An 18,145-nucleotide genomic window follows, 5' to 3' on the forward strand; every position below is an offset into this window, starting at 1 on the left:
TCCCATCTAAACGGTGCGGCAGGAGGTGGACCAGCGTATGATGTCGGTAGCGTACCCCGCAGATTTCCTAGGCGCATGTAAGATGATCGACGCTTTCAATTGACCCGGCCCCCTTTGGCGGGTTACCTCGCCCGCCCAGACTAGCCTTTCTGCACTCCAAGGAGCCCGCCCATGGCGTTCGATGCCACAGAAACTACCGACGCCGCGTCCCAGGGCAATATCGCGGCCGACCGCCTGCGCAGCATCATCGAGCGGATCGAGCGGCTGGAAGAGGAGCGCAAGGCCCTTTCCAGCGATATCAAGGACATCTATTCCGAAGCCAAGTCCGCGGGCTTTGATGTGAAGGTCCTCCGCCAGCTTATCCGCATCCGCAAGCAGGAGCCGGCCGAGGTCGAGGAGCAGGAGACCCTGCTCGACGTCTATCGCCGCGCGCTCGGCATGTAAGACGAATGGGGCCGCGGTGCGGCCCCATTCCAGTCAGAGAGCCGCGAGAACCGTCTCGGCCTTGCTCGCCTCGAAGGCGCCGCCTTCCTCCACGCCCAGGAAGGTGACCACGCCGTCCTCGGCGACGAGCGCATAGCGCTGCGAGCGGATACCCATGCCGCGGGCGACCAGATCCAGCTCAAGACCCACCGCCCGGGCGAAATCGGCAGATCCGTCGGCGAGCATCAGGATCTTGCCCTCGACGCCGTGATCCTTACCCCAGGCGCCCATCACAAAAGCGTCGTTCACGGCAATGCAGGCGATGGTGTCCACGCCCTTGTCGAAAAACGCCTGCGCGTGCTCGACGAAGCCCGGCAGGTGGCGGGCGCTGCAGGTGGGGGTGAAAGCCCCCGGAACAGCAAAAAGCACAACCTTCTTGCCACCGAAGATCGCATCCGTCGTCATGGCCTCGGGGCCATTGGCCGTGGCGGCGGTCACCGTCACGTTGGGGATCTTGTCACCGACCTTGATCATGCGTGGGTCCTTTATGGAAGAGATGGAGACTCCTAGCCCCCGGCCAGCCGCCTGTCACCTGCGCGCCCGATGGGGACGGCACGTTTGCACCGCCGCGCTTGCAGAGCGCGAACGAAAGGCCAAATATTCGACCATGACCAGACCACCGACATCCAAGCCAACTGACCAGCCGATTATCGCGACAAGCGGTGCCGGGCCTGATGCGGCAGTCCCGCCCGCGATGGTGGCCGATCTCGCCCACCGCGCCGCCGACCGTCTTGCCGGCCAGATTCTGATCGCCATGCCGAGCCTGACGGACCCGAATTTTAATCAGGCTGTCATTCTTCTCTGCGCCCATGGCGAAGACGGGGCCATGGGGCTGATGCTGAACCGCGCGGTCGATCGGCCGACCTTCCCTGGCTTGCTGCAGCAGCTGGATATCGAACCCCAGCCGCCGGCACGGGAAATCCGCCTCTGCGCCGGCGGGCCGGTCGAGACCGTACGCGGCTTTGTGCTGCACACCGCGGATTGGATGGCGGAGAACAGTCTGGCCGTCGAGGGCGGACTGGGCCTGACCACCAGTCTCGATGTTTTGAAGGCCATCGCCGAGGGGAACGGGCCCCGGCAGGGCCTGCTGGCTCTCGGCTATGCCGGCTGGGGGCCCGGGCAACTGGAATCGGAACTCAGCGATAATGCCTGGCTATCGGTGCCAGCAGATGAGGGATTGATTTTCGACGCCGACAATAAGTCTCGCTGGCGGCGCGCCATGAATAAGCTGCGTATTGATCCGCTGCTGCTGTCGCCGGTCGCCGGCCACGCCTAGCTGGCCGCGCCTAGCTGGCCGCGCCTGATCGGCTGCACCTGGCCGGCCGCGTTTTGGTTGTCAGATCGGAAAAAGACGCGCCCGACCATAAGGCCGGGCGCTTTATAAGGACGGGGATAGACGGTGCCCGACAGCGACTTATTCGCTCGCCGCCGCCTTCGGCCGCCGCGTGCCCTTGGGCGCCGCGTCGGTCAGACCCGCCGCCGCCTTGGACAGAGAGGTCAACAAGCCAATCAGCGTGTCGATCTGCTTGGGTGAGAATTCCGCCAGCAGCTGCTGCTCACGCGCGATCGCCGCGAGAGCAATACGATCATGCAGGCGGCGTCCCTTCGCGGTCAGCGCCGTCGCGCGCGAGCGGCCGCTGGTGTCACGCGAGAGCACGAGGCCCTGCTCTTCCATGCGGGCGAGGCTACGGCTGACGGCAGCCTTGTCGAGACCGGCATTCTTACACAGCACCGGGGAGGTGATCCACGGGTCCGCAGCGAGTGCGACCAGGATGTGCCATTCCGACAAACCAATTGCGTAATGCTTGCGATAGAAACGCGATGCACCGCCTTCAAGCTTATTGGCAACCGCCCGCACCAAACCGGGTACGTAGCGGTCGGCCGCAATCACCGTGCCCGCCGACGCCTTGGCGGCCGGCGCCGATTCCGCAGACTTAGATACTTCAGTCCGCTTTGTTTTAGAACTCAGACGACTCACCATGATCTATCCCCCTCAATTTATGTGTCGTTCTCTCAAACATGTCAGTCCAAGAGAGGTTAATCCCGACGCCGGCTGCAGACGGGCAACTTGATCAAAGCCGGCGCAAACGTCCAAACTTAAGATAGCAATTCATCACGCTTTGCCGAAACAGCGCGGGCGTGACCCGAAAACCCTTCGTACTCCGCCAAGGCTCTCGCGTGTTGTGCGAGCTCACCATAGCCGGATTTCGTTACATAACCAACAGAAGACCGTTTCATGTAGTCGAAGACTGAAAGCGGCGATGCGGTCCGCGCCGCTCCCCCCGTCGGAAGGACAGCGTTCGGCCCCAGAAGATAGTTGCCAAGGGTTACCGGCGAGTGAGGACCCAACAAAACTTCACCGGCATTCCTGATACGTCCGAGCACAGACATCGGTTGTTCTGTCAGAATCTCCAGATGCTCCGGCGCATAGGCATTCACAAATTCGATCGCCTGGTCGAGATCACGCGTCAGAATTACCCCGCCCCGCGGCCCCGTCAGCACGGCACGGGAGAAAGCGACCCGCCCTGCCTCCATCTCAGCCCAATGACCAGGCAGCGCCGCAATCGCCTCCCGCGCGACGCGTTCGCTCGAAGTCACAAGCCAGGCCGACGAGTCCGGGCCGTGCTCGGATTCGATGATGAGATCGAGGGCGGCCAAAGCACCGCTGACGCTGTCATCCGTCAGGATGATGGCCTCGCTTGGCCCGGCAGGCACGCCGGGGTCGATGCGGGTCGACAGAATCCGTTTTGCCGCCACAACCCAGGGACTGCCAGGCCCCACGATCTTGCTGCAGCGCGGAACGGTTTCGGTACCGAAGGCCACTGCCGCCACGCCTTGCGCACCACCGCATTTGTAGACTTCACGAATGCCGGCGAGCTTGGCTGCAACCAGCGTGCCTGCATCGACCTGACCATCCGGTCCGGGCGGCGTGATGATGATCGGCCGCGCGACACCGGCGACGATCGCCGGAACCGCCGTCATGATCGTCACGCTCGGGAAGGAGCCTTTGCCGCGTGGGACATAGCAAGCAACCGAGTCAATCGGCAGGAAGCGATCTCCGGCCCAAGCACCCGGATGGATCTCTTTGAGCCACATTTCCTCGGGACGCTGCGCTTCGTGAAAACGCCGGACCGCGTCGATAGCCACCTCAATCGCCGCAACGACATTGGCTGGAACTTTGTTGAGGGCATCCTCAAAATCCGCATCGCTCGCGCGCAGCGATGCGAGGTCTCCCTCTACTTTGTCGAATTCGCGAGCAAAACGTCGCAGCGCGGCATCGCCTTCGGTGCGCACGGCTTCAATAATGCGCGCAGCCCCGTCCATAAACCGGGCGAGGTCGGCTTCCGTGCGGCTTAAAAGCTCAGCAGGGATCGAGGCCGCCAGAGAGATGTCGTGGAAAACTACCGGTTCCGATGTCAAGCCAACCTCATCATTAACCTGAACAATTCAATCCAAAGGCGATCTAGTTGCAGAGCAAGGCATCGACTCGTCAATTACGTATTAGCTCCCATCCTGGATGCGAACGCACGTCATGATTTCGATATGAGCATATTTTAACCATACTCACGCTTACCGCCTCCTTACACAACCTCCAGAGGTACTTCCATGAAATGTCCGAGTTTCTCTCTTGATAAGCAAACTGCACTCGTCACCGGTGCGGCGCGCGGCATCGGCCAGGCGATCGCCCTCGCGCTGTCTCAGGCTGGAGCCGACGTCGTTATCACCGCACGGGATATAGCGAGCCTTGAAGAGACGGCAGCCTTGATCACGGCGGCGGGTGGCAGGCCTCGGCTCGAGGTTTTGGACGTCTGCGATTCGGCGAGCATTGAAGCCTGCTTCGACACGGTTGGGTCAAGCCTGAATATTCTTATTAACAACGCCGGCGTCGAGGAACTCCGCTCGTCGCTTGAGGTTGATGGACCGCTATGGGAGCGAATTCTGGGGACCAATCTGCGCGGCAGTTTCTTTTGCGCCCAGGCGGCCGCGCGCCAGATGACGGCGGAAGGCCGGCCTGTACGCGGTGGTGTTATTCTGAACATTTGTTCGCTCACCTCCAAGGTCGGCGTTCCAACCGCCGCTCCCTATGGCGCATCCAAAAGCGGCCTGGTTGGCGTCACCCACGCCCTCGCTGCCGAATGGGGCCCCTTGGGCATCCGCGTCAATGGAATAGGTCCCGGCTATTTCAGAACGTCGATGACTGCTCCCTTCTACGCCGACCCTCTCTGGCAGGACCGCATGCTGGAAAAGATCCCGCTCGGACGTTTCGGACGTATGGAGGACTTGATGGGATCAGCGGTGTTCTTATGCTCCGACGCCGCCGCCTATATCACTGGGCAGGTGCTGTATGTTGATGGGGGCACATTGGCCGCTCTCTAGGGACGCCCTGCTGCGGCCCGGCACCGGTACGATCTAACCCCCGGATCGTAGCCCCGGTCGCACGACAATACCCCGCCATTCTCGCGGCTGAGAATTTGCCTGATCATTGATCACTCTACCGGTTATTTTATTATGATGTCGGATTATTTTGGGATTGACCCGCATTGCCCGGCTGCCCCCGGATCGGCTGAGACTGGACCCATAGAAAAGCCGCCTGGCACGGGCTCAGGCGGCTTTAACGAAGACCTTTCAGAGCGCCTACGGCATGGACCGGATAGACCGGCTTGCTGGGCGTGGCACGCCGCTTTTAAGGGCGCAAGCAGCCCTCAATCACGATTATTCATCCTGCCCCAAGCCAGATCTTTGATGACCCACCTTAAGGCTTAATACTTTAGTCCGAAACGACGGTCTTACCATCCAGATCGCGTACGACTTCCGGTCTATGCAGCAGGCTATTAACCTCCATGGCGTAGTCAATTGAGGTATCCGCCAGGAACGAAATCTCCGGCGCCACTCGCAGACGTAGCCCGCGCGCGAGCTGGCTGCGCAGGTAGGGCGCCACGCGCTTCAGCGCCGGCAGCAGCTTATCCACGTCGCTGCGGCCCAGGCGAGTCACATAGGCGGTGGCACGGCGGAGATCAGGGCTGACGCGGACTTCCGTCACCGTAATGACGATGCCGCTCAACTCATGGTCCCGGATGGTATCGCGGGCGAAGATATCCGCCAGAAGATGGCGGACCTCCTCGGCCACGCGAAGCTGCCGCTGAGAGGGAGCTGCCGCCGTCACGCCGGCACCAACTCGCGCTCATAACATTCCACGATGTCGCCCTCGCGCAGATCCTGGAAGCCCGCGAAGGACAGACCGCATTCGTAGCTGCGGGCCACTTCCTTCACATCGTCCTTGAAGCGCTTGAGCTGGGACAGATCGCCCTCGTGGATGACCACATTGTCGCGCAGCAGGCGAACACCGGCGCCACGACGGACGACGCCTTCGGTGACCATGCAGCCCGCGACCTTGCCCGACTTGGTGATGTCGAAGACCTTGCGGATTTCGGCATAGCCCAGGAAGTTCTCGCGCACCTTGGGCGCCATGCGGCCGCGGACCAGCTTTTCGATGTCATCCGCCACATCATAGATGATGCTGTAGTAGCGGATATCGACACCCTCACGCTGGGCCAGCTCACGAGCCTGGCTCGTCGCACGGACATTGAAGGCGACGATGACCGCGCTCGACGCCTTGGCCAGCTGGATATCGCTTTCCGAAATCTGACCGACACCGGCCAGAAGCACGCGCACCTTGACCTCTTCGTTGGCGAGCTTGAGCACCGTCGACTGAATGGCCTCGGAACTGCCCTGCACGTCCGCCTTGATGACGACGCCCACTTCCTTCTGGACGCCCGCCTGAATGCGGGCGAGCATCTGATCGAGCGTGCCACGGCCGGCCATCGCACCCGCCGCAGCCTTGTCACGCAGCTTGCGCTGGCGGAACTCGGCCACTTCACGGGCGCGCGGCTCGTCATCAACCACGGTGAAGGTCTCACCCGCGGCAGGCACGGCCGACAGACCAAGCACTTCCACTGGAACCGACGGACCGGCCGTCTTCACATTGGCGCCGTTCCAGTCGATCAGCGCGCGGACGCGGCCATATTCGGCACCGGCGACAAGAATATCGCCCGTCCATAGCGTGCCCTTCTGCACCAGCACCGTCGCGACCGGGCCACGGCCACGATCAAGCCGGCTTTCAATCACCACACCCTCGGCATCACGCGTCGGATTGGCCTTCAGATCCAGGATTTCGGCCTGAACCAGGATGGCTTCCTCAAGCTTGTCGAGGCCGGTGCGCTTCAGCGCGGAGACATGAATCTCCTGCGTCTCGCCGCCCAGGCTTTCGACCACGATCTCATGCTGCAGCAGTTCGTTGCGGACACGCTCGGGGTTGGCACCGGGCTTATCCATCTTATTGATGGCCACGATGATCGGCACATTGGCCGCCTTGGCGTGGCTGATCGCCTCGATCGTCTGCGGCATGACGCCGTCATCGGCGGCCACCACCAGAACCACGATATCGGTCACGCTCGCGCCGCGGGAGCGCATGGCCGTGAAGGCGGCATGGCCCGGCGTATCAATGAAGGTGATCCTGTCGCCGCCAGCGGTGGTGATCTGATAGGCACCGATATGCTGGGTAATGCCACCCGCTTCGCCCGCCGCCACATCCGTATGACGGAGCGCGTCGAGAAGGCTGGTCTTACCGTGATCGACATGGCCCATGATGGTCACGACCGGCGGCCGCTGCATCAGGTCCTCTTCCTCATCGACCTCACCTTCGAGGCCGATTTCGACGTCGCTCTCAGAAACGCGCTTCACGCGATGGCCAAATTCCTGGACCACGAGTTCAGCGGTATCGGCATCAATCGACTGCGTGATGGTGGCCATTACGCCCATTTTCATGAGCGACTTGACGACGTCGCCGGCGCGGGCGGCCATTCGGTTGGCCAGTTCCTGTACCGTGATCATCTCAGGCAGCACGACGTCGCGGACGACCTTCACCTGATCGGTGCGCAGACGCTCAAGCTCGGCCTGGCGGCGTTCGCGGTCACGCTGGCGGCGCATCGAGGCGATGCTGCGCACGCGCTCGTCATCACCTTCAATCGCGGCCTGAACATTGATCTTGCCGGTGCGGCGGCGGTCATCGGTACCCTTTTTGGGCGCCACGACGGCCGGCTTGCGCGGCGGAACCACGCTGCCGCCGGGACGGCGGACAGGGCGCTGATCTTCATCTTCTTCACCGGCGCGGCCGGCGGGCTTGAGACGCAGCGTCTCTCCAACCGCGGAACGCGGCGGCTGGGCCGGACGGACTGTTGCCGGAGCGCCGGTCTGGCCCGGCGCCTGACGCGCAGACGCGGGCTGCTGAGCCGTGGCCGCGGCAGGCCGCCGTGCCGGCTCGTCGCCCGGCTTGCGATCGACCTGTTCTGCGACCCGGCGGTCAGCCTCTTCGGCCGCCTTGCGGGATGCCTCTTCCTTGTCGAGACGGGCCTGTTCTTCGGCCGCCTTGCGGGTCTCTTCCTCGCGGCGGCGCGCTTCTTCGGCCGCAGAGAGGATCATGATCTTTTCGCGTTCGCGGGCTTCCGCCTCGCGCTTCGCGGAGTCCCGCTTCTGGTCCTCCAGCACGCGCTGGCGGATAGCGAGTTCGCTCGCGGTCAGAGCGCGAGAGGCGCCAGGAGAACCCTGGCGTCCGCCACCCTGCGGACGTCCACCGCCCCCGGAGGCCGCTGGGCCAGGGGAGGGAGAGGCCGGCGGCGAGGCGCCAGGCGCCCGCTTTTTCCGCACTTCGACCTGCACTACCTTGGAACGGCCATGGCTAAAGCTCTGGCGCACGGACCCCGCATCCACGGTCCGCCCCAGCTCCAAGCGGCCCGAGGGTCGCAGAGATAATCTTGCCTTGCCGTCTTGGTCTTTAGTATCGCTCAATGTCATCCGCCCGGTTGATCGGCCTCGGCCCTGGTGCGGTTCATACCGGCCAGGCGCTCACTCTCAGTCCGCAGCATCGTCGCCAGCCGCCCAGCTGATACCGCTACATGTACCGCATGGTCTCGCCCGAAGATTTGCCCCAGAGCCGCTGCCGGCAGAGGGGAGACGACGGGAACCGCGCGTCCGCTTAACAATCTCGCCCGTTCTTCGACACTGCCGTCCGAAGCCTGGACGATCAGTGCCGCACGATCCGCGGCAAGCCACTCACGCGCTTTAGTAAATCCGCTTACGGCCTGACCAGCGCGCCGGGTCATACCTAAAATCTCAATCACTCTTCGCTTGAGCGCTGCCTCGATCATGGTCGGCAATTCGACCGGGACCAGCACTTCCGCACGCGCAGCCCGCGCGAAAGCTTTTCGAGCAAGAGCGGTATCTAACACATCCCGACGCGCGCTCAACCACATTCCCCGTCCGGGCAGCTTTGCCCATAGGTCGGGGACGATGGTGCGATCGGGCCCTACGACGAATCTGATCATCGCCGCCGGGGACTGTCGCTCACGTGTTACGATACAACGGCGGAAAGGACCACTCTCTTCCGCAGTATCAGTGTCATCCACATCGTCTTCGACAGCCGTCGCTGCCGGAACGGACAGGTCCGTTCCGGCTGACAACTGCGCGACAGCCGCGGCCTGAGCCGTCAGGCGATCAGGGTATTCATTCTGGGTCGGGCTCAGAGCTAACTTCCTCCGAGAACCAATGCGCCCGCGCCTGCATGATGACTTCGTTGGCTGTTTCCTCGTCAAGGCTCGTGCCAACGATTTCGATCAGCTCGTCCGACGCGAGGTCGGCCAGGTCATCGAGCGTCTTCACCCCTTTTTCGCCGAGAGCGACGAGGGTTTGCGGAGTGAAGATTTCAAAGGACGCGACGTCATCGGTTACGCCGAGCGCCAAACGCTTGTCTTCCAGCTCGCGGTCGCGGCTGGCCATGAACTCATCCGCACGGCGGATCAGCTCGCCCGCCACGTTCTCGTCGAAACCTTCGATCTCGGCGAGTTCCTCGACCGGCGTATAGGCAAGCTCTTCGAGCGTCGTGAAGCCTTCGGTCACCAAGAGACCCGCAATGACGTCATCAACGTCCAGCGCTTCGACAAAGAGGCCGGAGCGGCGGCGGAATTCTTCCTGGCGGCGCTCGCTTTCCTCGGCCTCGGTCAGAATATCGATGTCCCAACGCGTCAACTGGCTGGCGAGGCGGACATTCTGGCCGCGGCGGCCGATAGCCAGCGACAGCTGGGTGTCAGGCACCACCACTTCGACCCGGCCGGTTTCCTCTTCCATGACGACCTTGGTCACTTCGGCCGGGGCCAGCGCATTGACGACAAAGGTCGCGGCCTGCGGGCTCCACGGAATGATGTCGATTTTTTCGCCCTGCAGTTCCTGCACCACAGCCTGCACACGGCTGCCCCGCATGCCGACGCAGGCGCCGACCGGATCGATCGAGGCGTCGCGGCTGATCACCGCCATCTTGGCGCGGCTGCCCGGATCACGGGCCACGGCCTTGATTTCGATAATGCCGTCATAGATTTCCGGCACTTCCTGGGCAAAGAGCTTCGCCAGGAAGCCGGGATGCGTCCGGGACAGGAAGATCTGCGGGCCACGCGGCTCCTCGCGCACATCATAGATGAAGGCGCGCACACGATCGCCATTGCGGAAGCTTTCGCGGGCGATCAGCTCGTCCCGGCGGAGCAGCGCTTCCGCCCGGCCGAGATCGACCATGAGGTTGCCGTATTCGGTGCGCTTAACAACGCCATTCACGATCTCGCCGACGCGATCCTTGAATTCCGCGAACTGGCGGCGGCGCTCATATTCGCGCACGCGCTGGACGATCACCTGCTTGGCGGTCTGAGCCGCGATGCGGCCGAAATCGATCGGCGGCAGCGGATCGATGATGAATTCGCCGAGATTGATCTCGGGCTTGAATTTGCGCGCGATATGAAGCGGAATCTGGGTGTCTTCGTTTTCAGCGGCCTCGACCACTTCAGTCCAGCGCGAGAGACGCACGTCGCCGGATTTGCGGTCGATCGTCGCGCGAATGTCCTTTTCATGCCCGTATTTCGCCCGACCGGCCTTCTGGATGGCCTGCTCCATCGCTTCCAGCACCTCTTCCCGGTCGATGGATTTTTCGCGGGCGACGGCGTCGGCAACCAGCAGAAGCTCGGGGCGGGCTATCGCGGTATCCATGGGCGGGGCCTCTCAGAAACGTCTAGAACTATAACGCAGCAGTGGGTCGGATGGTGCTGGATCGGTCGTACGGGCCGTCAGTGCAAATCGGGCGGCACGGATTGAGACGTCGATTCGATCAGCGCATCCGTCAGAATAAGGCGGGCTGTCTTGATATCGATCAGGGGCACGGTCACTTCCAGGCCGTCGTCGAGACGCAGCCGGCCCTGCCCTTCGGCGGCGCCGAGAACAATGCCGGAAAAACGGCGGCGCCCATCTGGGGTCGGTACAGCCATTTCAACCTTCGCGGCGTGGCCAGAAAACCTGTTCCAATCGCGCGGCCGGGTCAGAGGCCGGTCGATGCCGGCCGAGCTTACTTCCAAAGTCCAGGCGCCGGGGACAATATCTTCAACATCCAACACAGCGCCGATCTGGTGGCTGATCTCTTCGCAGTCCTCTATCGTAATCTGCTGGCCATCGCCGCGGTCGGCCATGATCTGAACGGTTGGCCGCTCGCGGCCCAGCATGCGGACGCGCACCAGCTCAAACCCCATCGCCGCGAGGCGGGGCAGGATGAGATCCGCCAGCCGGGCTTCAAAGCCCGTATGATGCGGCGTGGTTTCAGCGGTCACAGCAATTTCGGTCACAACAAAACAGGCGGCCTTTTGGGCCACCCCCGTCCAATCCAGCGGTAAAGGGAAGAACAGTCATATAGGCGGCGGGGTTCTGGGGCGCAAGCGGGAAGCGGTCTGTGCAGGTCAGACCCAGTCCAAGCGCGCGCGGCTTATCCCTTGCCAAGTCTGGGCTGGCGCCGGTAAACCCCTGCTCACAAACAATAAAAAAGGCGGCCACAAGGCCACCCTTTCAGTTTCTTGGATGTTATCCCCAACTTTGCGCGGGAGTTATTGTTGCGTGAAGGATAGCCCGCAACCCAGGACCCTGCCAATGAATTTGCGCAAATCGAGCCACCGGCGTCCGCGCGTCCGCCATGCGTTGAATTCATTGCTGCTTTGCACCATTGTGGCGGCGCTGGGTGCCATGGTCATTCCCCAATGCCAGGCGGCCGCCGCGCCCGCCCATTTCGCTCTCACCAGCCCGACCATTCGCTCCGGCACGACCATGCCGAATGACAATGTCGGTCAACGCGACGGCTGTCATGGCGCCAACCAGTCCCCCGCTTTGGCCTGGTCGCATCCGCCAGAGGGAACCCAGAGCTATGCTGTCAGCATGGCCGATCTCGACGCGAAAGTCGGAGTCGTCTGGCTGTGGCTGATGTTCAATCTGCCGCCGTCCACCGCGTCGCTGCCGGCCAATGCCGCCACCGATGCGTCGCTATTGCCGAGCGGCGCAGGCCAGGCGCGAAACGGATTCGATACGACCGGCTATACTGGCCCCTGTCCCAAGGGCAAAATCGCGCATCATTACCTCATTACGGTCTGGGCATTGGACGCTGACCGTCTTTCCTTCAAGGACGGCACGCCGGCGCAGACTGTGGCGGTCTTTCTGCGCCGCCACGCACTCGGCCATGCCAGTCTGACCCCTCACTACAGCCATCACTGACCGCAGCTAGAGGACTCGCCAAAGGGGCGGCCATTTCGTAACGATACCATTTCATTACGAAGGCACGATCATGCCGAAGCGGCTGCACGCGCTGGACGGACTGCGCGGCCTGCTCGCGCTCTATATTCTGGCGGGGCACACACTGCCCTATGTGGCACTGCCACCGACGCTGATGGGCATCGGCCGCTTCGTCTCGCATGGCCGGGGCGCCGTCGACCTCTTCTTTATCCTGAGCGGACTCGTCATCATCGGCTCTCTGGACCACATGGCGCGCAAGCCACAGCCGGTCTGGCGCTTCCTGCTGGCGCGCGCCGGCCGGCTGCTGCCGGTCTATCTCATCGCCCTGATCCTCGCGGCCGCCGCCCTCTGCCTGGGCGACCCCTTCGCCACCATGCGCTGGCTGCCAGTCGGCGGGGCTCCGCATGATATTCAGGAATCCGGCTGGCCGAGCCCGTGGTTCTGGCATCTGGCCGTCCATATCGTGCTGCTGCAGGGCATAGTGCCGAGCGCGCTTCTCGCGGATGGGGAATATTCAATCCTCGGGCCCGCCTGGAGCCTCAGCACAGAATGGCAATTCTATACCGTGATGGCGCTGGTACTGGCCTGTTGCGGCGACCGCATCACACGACCCACTGCGCTGCAGTGCTGGATCATCGGCCTATTGATTTTAGGCGGGCTGGGACTGGCCATGGCGGCCTTGCCGCCTGCCTGGCAGTTCAGCCGGGCTTTCCTGCCTCAGGAGGCATGGTATTTCGCGCTCGGCATCGCGAGCTTCGTCTGGCTACGCAGCCCTGGCGATGGCGCGGTGCGGCTGGTTTTCACGATCACTCTGGCGGCGGCGTGCCTGCTGAGCTGGGCCGCAACGCGGATGAACGCGGCGCTTGTACCCCTCGCCTGGGTCCTGTGTCTGGCGTGCCAGGTCAGGCCAATGTCACCAGCAATCGTCCGCCGCCCGCTTAACCTGGGCTACCGGATGCTGACTTGCCCGTTTCTGCTTTGGGCCGGTCAGATTTCCTATTCGCTGTATCTGACCCATGCACCCGTGCAACGCCTGCTTATGCTCTGGCTGGCGCCAAGGGCGGATGGCGACTGGAGCCGCTTCACCCTTGCGTGGCTGGGGCCTGCCATCGCCCTACCGCTGCTCGTGGCACTGGTCGTCCATCACTGCGTGGAAGAGCCCATCCGGCGCTGGAGCCATGAGCGCGTGGCCGCGCCGGGCGCATTGCGGTTCAGGTCACCGCTTTACGCGGCAGGCTCCAATACATCGGCTGCCGGCCAGCCTTAAGCGCCTTAGCCTCGTAGCGCGTCGGCGGCCAGCCATCCGGCCGTTCGAGCGCGGGCGCGGGCACATCGAACGCGTCCTGGGCGGCCAGGACTTCCGCCGTCCAGGCCTGATAGGTCGGATCGTCGGTCGCGATGCGCCAGATCCCACCCGGGCGGATGACCCGCGCGGCCAGCGCGATATTGGCCGGATGCATAAAGCGCCGCTTGGTGTGGCGCGTCTTGGGCCACGGATCGGGGAACATCAGATAGAGGCGCGAGAGCGACGCATCCGGCAGCCTGGCCAGAAGCTGCCGCGCGTCTTCATCCCAAAGCCGCAAATTAGCCGGCAGTTCCGGCAGTTCCTCCGTCCCCTCATCCGGCACGAGCGCGGAGAGCATGGAACAGATGCCGTTCTCAAACACCTCGCAGGCGATGAGGCCGATATGGGGATTGGCAGCGGCCAAGGCACGCGCATGCTCGCCACCACCGAAGCCGACCTCGAACCAGATCTCTGCGGGAGCGGTAGGGAACGCGGCCTGAGGGGCGGCCAAGGCCGCCTCCGGCACCCGCATCCGCGGCAGCACCTGCTCCAGGAGCCAGAGCTGCCGCGCACGAAGAGGGTGGCTACGCTGCCGGCCGTAGAGACGGTCCGGCTGAGGCTTGGTCGTAATCAGCGGTTGAAGGCGGACTTCAGGGAGGACACGAGATCCGTCCGCTCCCAGGTGAAAGTGCCCTTCTCCTCATCCGGCGTGCGGCCAAAATGGCCGTAGGCCGAGGTCGGCGCATAAATCGGGCGGTTGAGGTGCAGATGCTCGCGGATGCCGCGCGGCGAGAGATTGACCAGCTCGCGCAGGGTCTTCTCAAGCTTCAGCTCGCTGACATCGCGGCCCGTGCCATGGAGATCGACATAGACGGACAGCGGGTGGGAGACGCCGATCGCGTAGGAGATCTGCAACGTGCACTTATCGGCGAGGCCGGCGGCCACGACGTTTTTGGCCAGGTAACGGCAGACATAGGCGGCTGAGCGATCGACCTTGGTCGGGTCCTTGCCGGAGAAAGCGCCACCGCCATGGGGAGCCGCACCGCCGTAGGTGTCCACGATGATCTTGCGGCCGGTGAGGCCGCAATCGCCGTCCGGGCCGCCGACGACGAAGGTGCCCGTCGGGTTGATGTAGATTTCGTTCTCGGCCGGCATCCAGCCCTCGGGCAGGCTCGACTGGATGATCGGAAGCAGAATGCCGCGCACCTTTTCCAGGCTGACATCCTCGTCATGCTGGGTGGAGACCACAACGCTGGTGGCGCCGACCGGCTTGCCATCAATATAGCGCAGCGTAACCTGGCTTTTGGCGTCAGGCTGGAGGCCCGCAACCGACAGGTCCTTGTTGCGGCGCAGCTCGCTGACGCGGCGCAGGATGAGATGCGAATAATACAGCGGCGCCGGCATCAGCTCTTCGGTCTCGCGGCAGGCGTAACCGAACATGATGCCCTGGTCGCCCGCGCCTTCGTCCTTGTTTCCGGCCGCGTCGACGCCCACCGCGATATCGGCGGATTGCGCATGCAGATGCACATCGACCTTGGCATTCTTCCAGGAGAAGCCCTCCTGATCGTAGCCAATGTCATGCACAGCCATGCGCGCGAGATGGGCGAGGTATTCCGGCGTGATGGTATCCGGCCCCCGGGTTTCACCGGCGAGCACGATGCGGTTGGTCGTCACCAGGGTCTCGCACGCCACGCGCGCATAGGGGTCGGCCGCGAGATAGGCGTCGAGCACCGTATCGCTGATCCGATCGGCAACCTTATCGGGGTGGCCTTCAGAAACCGATTCTGACGTGAACAGATACTCGCCGGTATCGCGCATAAGGTGCTCCGTGCTAACAGGAGGAATCCTCACCGACCGGCGAGGGAGACGGGATTTCGCCTAAAGCGGCATGCGGGTCAACCCTTGGCGCCTTGGCTGAGGCCCAGCACATCCTTCATGGAATACAGTCCCGGTGGCCGATCGCGCAGCCAATGCGCGGCGCGGACGGCCCCTGTCGCGAAGGTTCTGCGGTCAAAAGCCTTGTGCGTGAGAATGATTTGCTCATCTGCGCCCGCGAAGAGCAGGCTATGCTCCCCGACCACTTGCCCACCGCGCAGCGTGGCAAAGCCGATGGCCCCCGGCGGCCGGGCTCCGGTATGTCCGTCCCGCCCACTTTGCATGACATCCTTAAGGTCCACTTTACGGCCCGCGGCCACCGCCCGACCGATGCCGATGGCCGTGCCGGAGGGCGCATCAACCTTCTGTCGATGGTGCATTTCCAGGATCTCGGCATCGTACTGGGCTGCCGGCAGGGCTGCCGCCATCTGCTCGGCCAGCGCCAGAACCAGGGTGACGCCGGGCGAGAAATTGGCGGCATAGACGACCGGTATCCATCGACCGGCATGGGCGACCACGGCCTCTTCCGCCGCTGACAGGCCGGATGTCCCCAGCACCCAGGGCGTGCCCGCCGCGATCAGAGCCTCGGCATGGCTCTCGGCGGTGCCTGCGCGGGTGAAATCGATCACCACGTCACTGCCCACCGCCAAAGCCGCGACATCTGCGAAAAGCGGCACCGGCGAGCTGTCGGGCACGGATCGCCTAGTACCGCCGGCAAGCACCGCGCCGGCAGCCGCGACCTCCTCCACCAGCATTTGACCCATCCGGCCCGAAATGCCGGCAATTCCAATACGCAAGGACATAAAGATATGTGTATCCGTTGATCAGTACATATGCTGGCCACCGTTAATCGACAGCGTCGATCCGGTGATGAAACTGCCCTCGTCCGCGGTCAGAAAAACGACGCCACGCGCGATATCCTCGGCATGGCCCAGGCGGCCAACCGGAATGCGGGCGATGATCTTGGTGAGCACATCCTCAGGCACGGCGCGGACCATATCGGTATCGACATAGCCGGGCGCGATGGCGTTGACGGTAATGCCGAACCGGGCCCCTTCCTGAGCGAGGGCTTTGGTGAAGCCGTGAATGCCGGACTTGGCTGCCGCGTAGTTGACCTGACCGTATTGGCCAGCCTGTCCGTTGATGCTGCCGATATTGACGACACGACCGAACTTCTTGCTCTTCATGCCGTCAAAGGTGAGCTTGCAGAGGTTGAAGCAGGAGCCGAGATTGGTGTCGATGACGGCGTCCCACATGTCGCGCGTCATGCGGGTCATGGTGCCGTCACGGGTAATGCCGGCATTGTTGACCAGAATCTCGATCGGGCCGTGCTCTTCGGTAATTTTTGCCACCGCCGCCTCACATTCAGCAAAGCTGCCGGCATCGAATTTCAGCGTCGGAATACCGGTTTCTTTGGAAAAACCCGCCGCCGCCTCGTCATTGCCGGCGTAGCTCGCCACCACGGTGCGACCCGCCTCCTGAAGGGCAATACTGATAGCCGCACCGATACCGCGCGTACCCCCCGTCACGAGTGCAACTCTCGCCATGATCTTCCTCCTCGCCTCGTTTTTGGCGACCACCGGACAAAGGTCCGCGGACGCTCTACCTTGTCCGCAACTCTAGGCAGAAATGGGGCGGATGCTAGCGTTCATTTCGGTCTCGTGGCGCGCATATCACTGCGACCAGCGCCCGACATCGGCGATTCTGGCCCGATAGACGACATAGAAGGTCCACATCACCGGAGGGATCAGCGGCACCGGCACGACCAGGGGCTTGTAGTAGGTCGGGGTCGCCAGGAAGAGCCAGGCAGCGCAGGCCCCGAACAGCGTAAAACCCCAATAAATCAGCGTGATCAGCCATGGCGCCATGCCTGACCGATGGGCGATCTGAAATAGATGGCCACGATGGGCCTGCGTGATGTTCTCACCCCGCAGCAGCCGGCGGACCAGGGTGAAGGCGACGTCGTAGAGCGCGCCAGTCAGCATCATCGGCACCAGCACGAAGGAGAGTTCGCTGCTCTCGAACCGGGAGGAGGCGACCGCCAGCATGGCCAGGACAAAGCCGCAGAACTGACTGCCGACATCGCCCATGAAAATCCGGGCGCGCGGGTAGTTGAACGGGATGAAGCCCAGCACGCCTGCCGCAAGAAGAGCTGCCGCGAAATAGGTGAACCAACCATGGGCATGGGCAGAAAACAGGCTGAGGAAGACACAGGTGATGAAGGTGATGCCGGAGGCGAGCCCGTTCAGCCCGTCGATGAAGTTCATCGCGTTGGTGGCAAACAGAATCCAGCAGAGCGTGAAGGGGATCGCGAAGGGGCCGACATCGACGCCACCAATATAAGGAAGGTGATAAGCGACGACATAGAGCCCGGTCAGGACCGCGGTCAGCGCCGCCGCCACCTGGGCTCCGAGCTTGATGATAAAGCGGTAGTCGTAGATGTCGTCCAGCAGGGCGACGAGTGCGATCGCGAAGGCGGACAGGATCATGCCGCGGAAATAGGGATCGGCCAGGCGGGCGAAACCGGCGAAGCGGTACAGGATCAGCAGCCCTGCCAGATAGGCGAGCACGATACCGACGCCGCCGAGCTTGGGTGTCGGCCGTTCATGGGCCTTACGTCCCTCAGGATGGTCGATCACGCCGAAGGCGATCATGATCCTGACACCACAGGCGGAGAACAGCGCGAGGCCGGCCAGGACAATAAGATGCGTGAGAGAGGCGTGAAGGGTCATATCGGACGATGCTGATCGGCGGCGGACCATGACCCAAGGTCATGCCCAGGGCAAGACGGCAAAGCCAGCCCCATTCAGCCTTTGCGCCGCCCCATCAGGCCCTGCCCGGCAAATGGGCGGGCGGCCATGC

18 protein-coding genes are annotated in these 18,145 nt (G+C 63.1%); 5 read left to right on the forward strand and 13 right to left on the reverse strand.

The genetic code is table 11. The features are described from left to right. Positions 1-171: 171 nt before the first annotated feature. Positions 172-444 carry a DUF2312 domain-containing protein gene (locus AC3G7M_RS00725; protein ID WP_489213800.1) on the forward strand — a complete coding sequence of 91 codons (273 nt, stop codon included), beginning with the start codon at positions 172-174 and terminating at the stop codon, positions 442-444. Between the two features lie 33 nt (positions 445-477). On the opposite strand, the gene AC3G7M_RS00730 is transcribed toward AC3G7M_RS00725, so the two are convergent. After that, positions 478-957 carry a peroxiredoxin gene (locus AC3G7M_RS00730; RefSeq protein WP_489213801.1) on the reverse strand — a complete coding sequence of 160 codons (480 nt, stop codon included), beginning with the start codon at positions 955-957 and terminating at the stop codon, positions 478-480. A 133-nt stretch (positions 958-1,090) separates the two neighbouring features. Here AC3G7M_RS00730 and AC3G7M_RS00735 point away from each other — a divergent pair, with 133 nt between their 5' ends. Then, positions 1,091-1,759 carry a YqgE/AlgH family protein gene (locus AC3G7M_RS00735; RefSeq protein WP_489213802.1) on the forward strand — a complete coding sequence of 223 codons (669 nt, stop codon included), beginning with the start codon at positions 1,091-1,093 and terminating at the stop codon, positions 1,757-1,759. Positions 1,760-1,897: 138 nt separating this feature from the next. On the opposite strand, the gene AC3G7M_RS00740 is transcribed toward AC3G7M_RS00735, so the two are convergent. Both AC3G7M_RS00740 and hisD read right to left on the reverse strand, forming a co-directional pair. After that, a complete protein-coding gene (locus tag AC3G7M_RS00740) occupies positions 1,898-2,464 on the reverse strand; it encodes a MarR family winged helix-turn-helix transcriptional regulator (protein WP_489213803.1) in 567 nt (188 codons plus the stop codon). Positions 2,465-2,580: 116 nt separating this feature from the next. Beyond that, positions 2,581-3,903: a histidinol dehydrogenase gene (gene hisD, locus AC3G7M_RS00745; protein ID WP_489213804.1), complete on the reverse strand. Its 1,323-nt coding sequence runs from the start codon at positions 3,901-3,903 to the stop codon at positions 2,581-2,583. A gap of 186 nt (positions 3,904-4,089) precedes the next feature. On the opposite strand from hisD, the gene AC3G7M_RS00750 reads away from it, so the two are divergent. Next, the gene (locus tag AC3G7M_RS00750; protein WP_489213805.1) at positions 4,090-4,860 is read left to right on the forward strand and encodes an SDR family NAD(P)-dependent oxidoreductase; all 771 of its coding nucleotides are present in this window, start codon (positions 4,090-4,092) and stop codon (positions 4,858-4,860) included. 391 nt (positions 4,861-5,251) lie between these two features. On the opposite strand, the gene rbfA is transcribed toward AC3G7M_RS00750, so the two are convergent. The 5 genes from rbfA to rimP form a co-directional block, all read right to left on the reverse strand. Continuing rightward, positions 5,252-5,647: a 30S ribosome-binding factor RbfA gene (gene rbfA / locus AC3G7M_RS00755; RefSeq protein ID WP_489213806.1), complete on the reverse strand. Its 396-nt coding sequence runs from the start codon at positions 5,645-5,647 to the stop codon at positions 5,252-5,254. Then, positions 5,644-8,328: a translation initiation factor IF-2 gene (gene infB / locus AC3G7M_RS00760; protein ID WP_489213807.1), complete on the reverse strand. Its 2,685-nt coding sequence runs from the start codon at positions 8,326-8,328 to the stop codon at positions 5,644-5,646. The genes rbfA and infB overlap by 4 nt, the downstream gene beginning before the upstream one ends. 2 nt (positions 8,329-8,330) lie before the next feature. After that, positions 8,331-8,945 carry an RNA-binding protein gene (locus AC3G7M_RS00765; RefSeq protein ID WP_489213808.1) on the reverse strand — a complete coding sequence of 205 codons (615 nt, stop codon included), beginning with the start codon at positions 8,943-8,945 and terminating at the stop codon, positions 8,331-8,333. 97 nt (positions 8,946-9,042) lie between these two features. Further along, positions 9,043-10,566 (reverse strand): transcription termination factor NusA, encoded by a 1,524-nt coding sequence (nusA, locus tag AC3G7M_RS00770; protein ID WP_489213810.1) that lies wholly within the window; start codon positions 10,564-10,566, stop codon positions 9,043-9,045. A gap of 77 nt (positions 10,567-10,643) precedes the next feature. Beyond that, the gene (rimP, locus tag AC3G7M_RS00775) at positions 10,644-11,177 is read right to left on the reverse strand and encodes a ribosome maturation factor RimP (RefSeq protein ID WP_489213812.1); all 534 of its coding nucleotides are present in this window, start codon (positions 11,175-11,177) and stop codon (positions 10,644-10,646) included. Positions 11,178-11,490: 313 nt separating this feature from the next. Here rimP and AC3G7M_RS00780 point away from each other — a divergent pair, with 313 nt between their 5' ends. Together AC3G7M_RS00780 and AC3G7M_RS00785 are read left to right on the forward strand one after the other, a co-directional pair. Beyond that, positions 11,491-12,105 (forward strand): YbhB/YbcL family Raf kinase inhibitor-like protein, encoded by a 615-nt coding sequence (locus AC3G7M_RS00780; RefSeq protein ID WP_489213813.1) that lies wholly within the window; start codon positions 11,491-11,493, stop codon positions 12,103-12,105. A 70-nt stretch (positions 12,106-12,175) separates the two neighbouring features. Beyond that, a complete protein-coding gene (locus AC3G7M_RS00785; protein WP_489213814.1) occupies positions 12,176-13,390 on the forward strand; it encodes an acyltransferase family protein in 1,215 nt (404 codons plus the stop codon). Here AC3G7M_RS00785 and trmB read toward each other — a convergent pair. The 5 genes from trmB to AC3G7M_RS00810 form a co-directional block, all read right to left on the reverse strand. Further along, positions 13,335-14,039 carry a tRNA (guanine(46)-N(7))-methyltransferase TrmB gene (gene trmB, locus AC3G7M_RS00790; RefSeq protein ID WP_489216119.1) on the reverse strand — a complete coding sequence of 235 codons (705 nt, stop codon included), beginning with the start codon at positions 14,037-14,039 and terminating at the stop codon, positions 13,335-13,337. The two genes, AC3G7M_RS00785 and trmB, sit on opposite strands and share 56 nt — an antisense overlap. Further along, positions 14,039-15,226: a methionine adenosyltransferase gene (gene metK, locus AC3G7M_RS00795; RefSeq protein ID WP_489213816.1), complete on the reverse strand. Its 1,188-nt coding sequence runs from the start codon at positions 15,224-15,226 to the stop codon at positions 14,039-14,041. The genes trmB and metK overlap by 1 nt, the downstream gene beginning before the upstream one ends. 77 nt (positions 15,227-15,303) lie before the next feature. Beyond that, a complete protein-coding gene (dapB, locus tag AC3G7M_RS00800; protein WP_489216121.1) occupies positions 15,304-16,080 on the reverse strand; it encodes a 4-hydroxy-tetrahydrodipicolinate reductase in 777 nt (258 codons plus the stop codon). A gap of 27 nt (positions 16,081-16,107) precedes the next feature. Then, positions 16,108-16,830 carry an acetoacetyl-CoA reductase gene (gene phbB, locus AC3G7M_RS00805; protein WP_489213818.1) on the reverse strand — a complete coding sequence of 241 codons (723 nt, stop codon included), beginning with the start codon at positions 16,828-16,830 and terminating at the stop codon, positions 16,108-16,110. Between the two features lie 126 nt (positions 16,831-16,956). After that, the gene (locus AC3G7M_RS00810) at positions 16,957-18,015 is read right to left on the reverse strand and encodes a glycosyltransferase family 4 protein (RefSeq protein WP_489213820.1); all 1,059 of its coding nucleotides are present in this window, start codon (positions 18,013-18,015) and stop codon (positions 16,957-16,959) included. Positions 18,016-18,145: the final 130 nt, after the last annotated feature.

The sequence above is a fragment of the Acidisoma sibiricum genome (genome assembly GCF_057837225.1).